Source organism: Streptomyces sp. P17, assembly GCF_032436805.1.
Classification (GTDB): Bacteria; Actinomycetota; Actinomycetes; order Streptomycetales; family Streptomycetaceae; genus Streptomyces.
In genome coordinates this window covers 1-251 of sequence record NZ_JAVRBF010001221.1, presented here as the reverse complement: position 1 = coordinate 251, position 251 = coordinate 1, and the positions used below count along the sequence as shown (strand labels likewise).

Sequence of the window (251 nt, the reverse complement as noted above, 5' to 3'; positions counted from 1 at the left end):
CCGGCGACCAACTCATCGCTGATGCCGGTTAAGTCGGTGATCTCGGCGGGGATTGGATCGCAGGTCACCGCATCGACGACGTCGCGGTGGAAAAATTCGTAGACGACGCGGTTGTAATTATCGCGCATCACAGCCAATTCGACCGCGGGTTTGCCGAAAGATACTGGCCGGTGTTCGCACAGAAGGCATGGGCCTGCAGCGCGACCGAAGTCGAGTGGCGCAAGTACGGCTTCGAGGGCGCCAAACTGGGC

The 251-nt window shown here is 60.6% G+C and carries 1 protein-coding gene; it reads right to left on the bottom strand.

Going from position 1 to position 251, the window contains the following annotated elements; translation table 11 throughout:
• Positions 1–251: hypothetical protein (locus RMT89_RS44475; RefSeq protein ID WP_315889442.1), on the bottom strand; the 251-nt coding region annotated here is incomplete at both ends.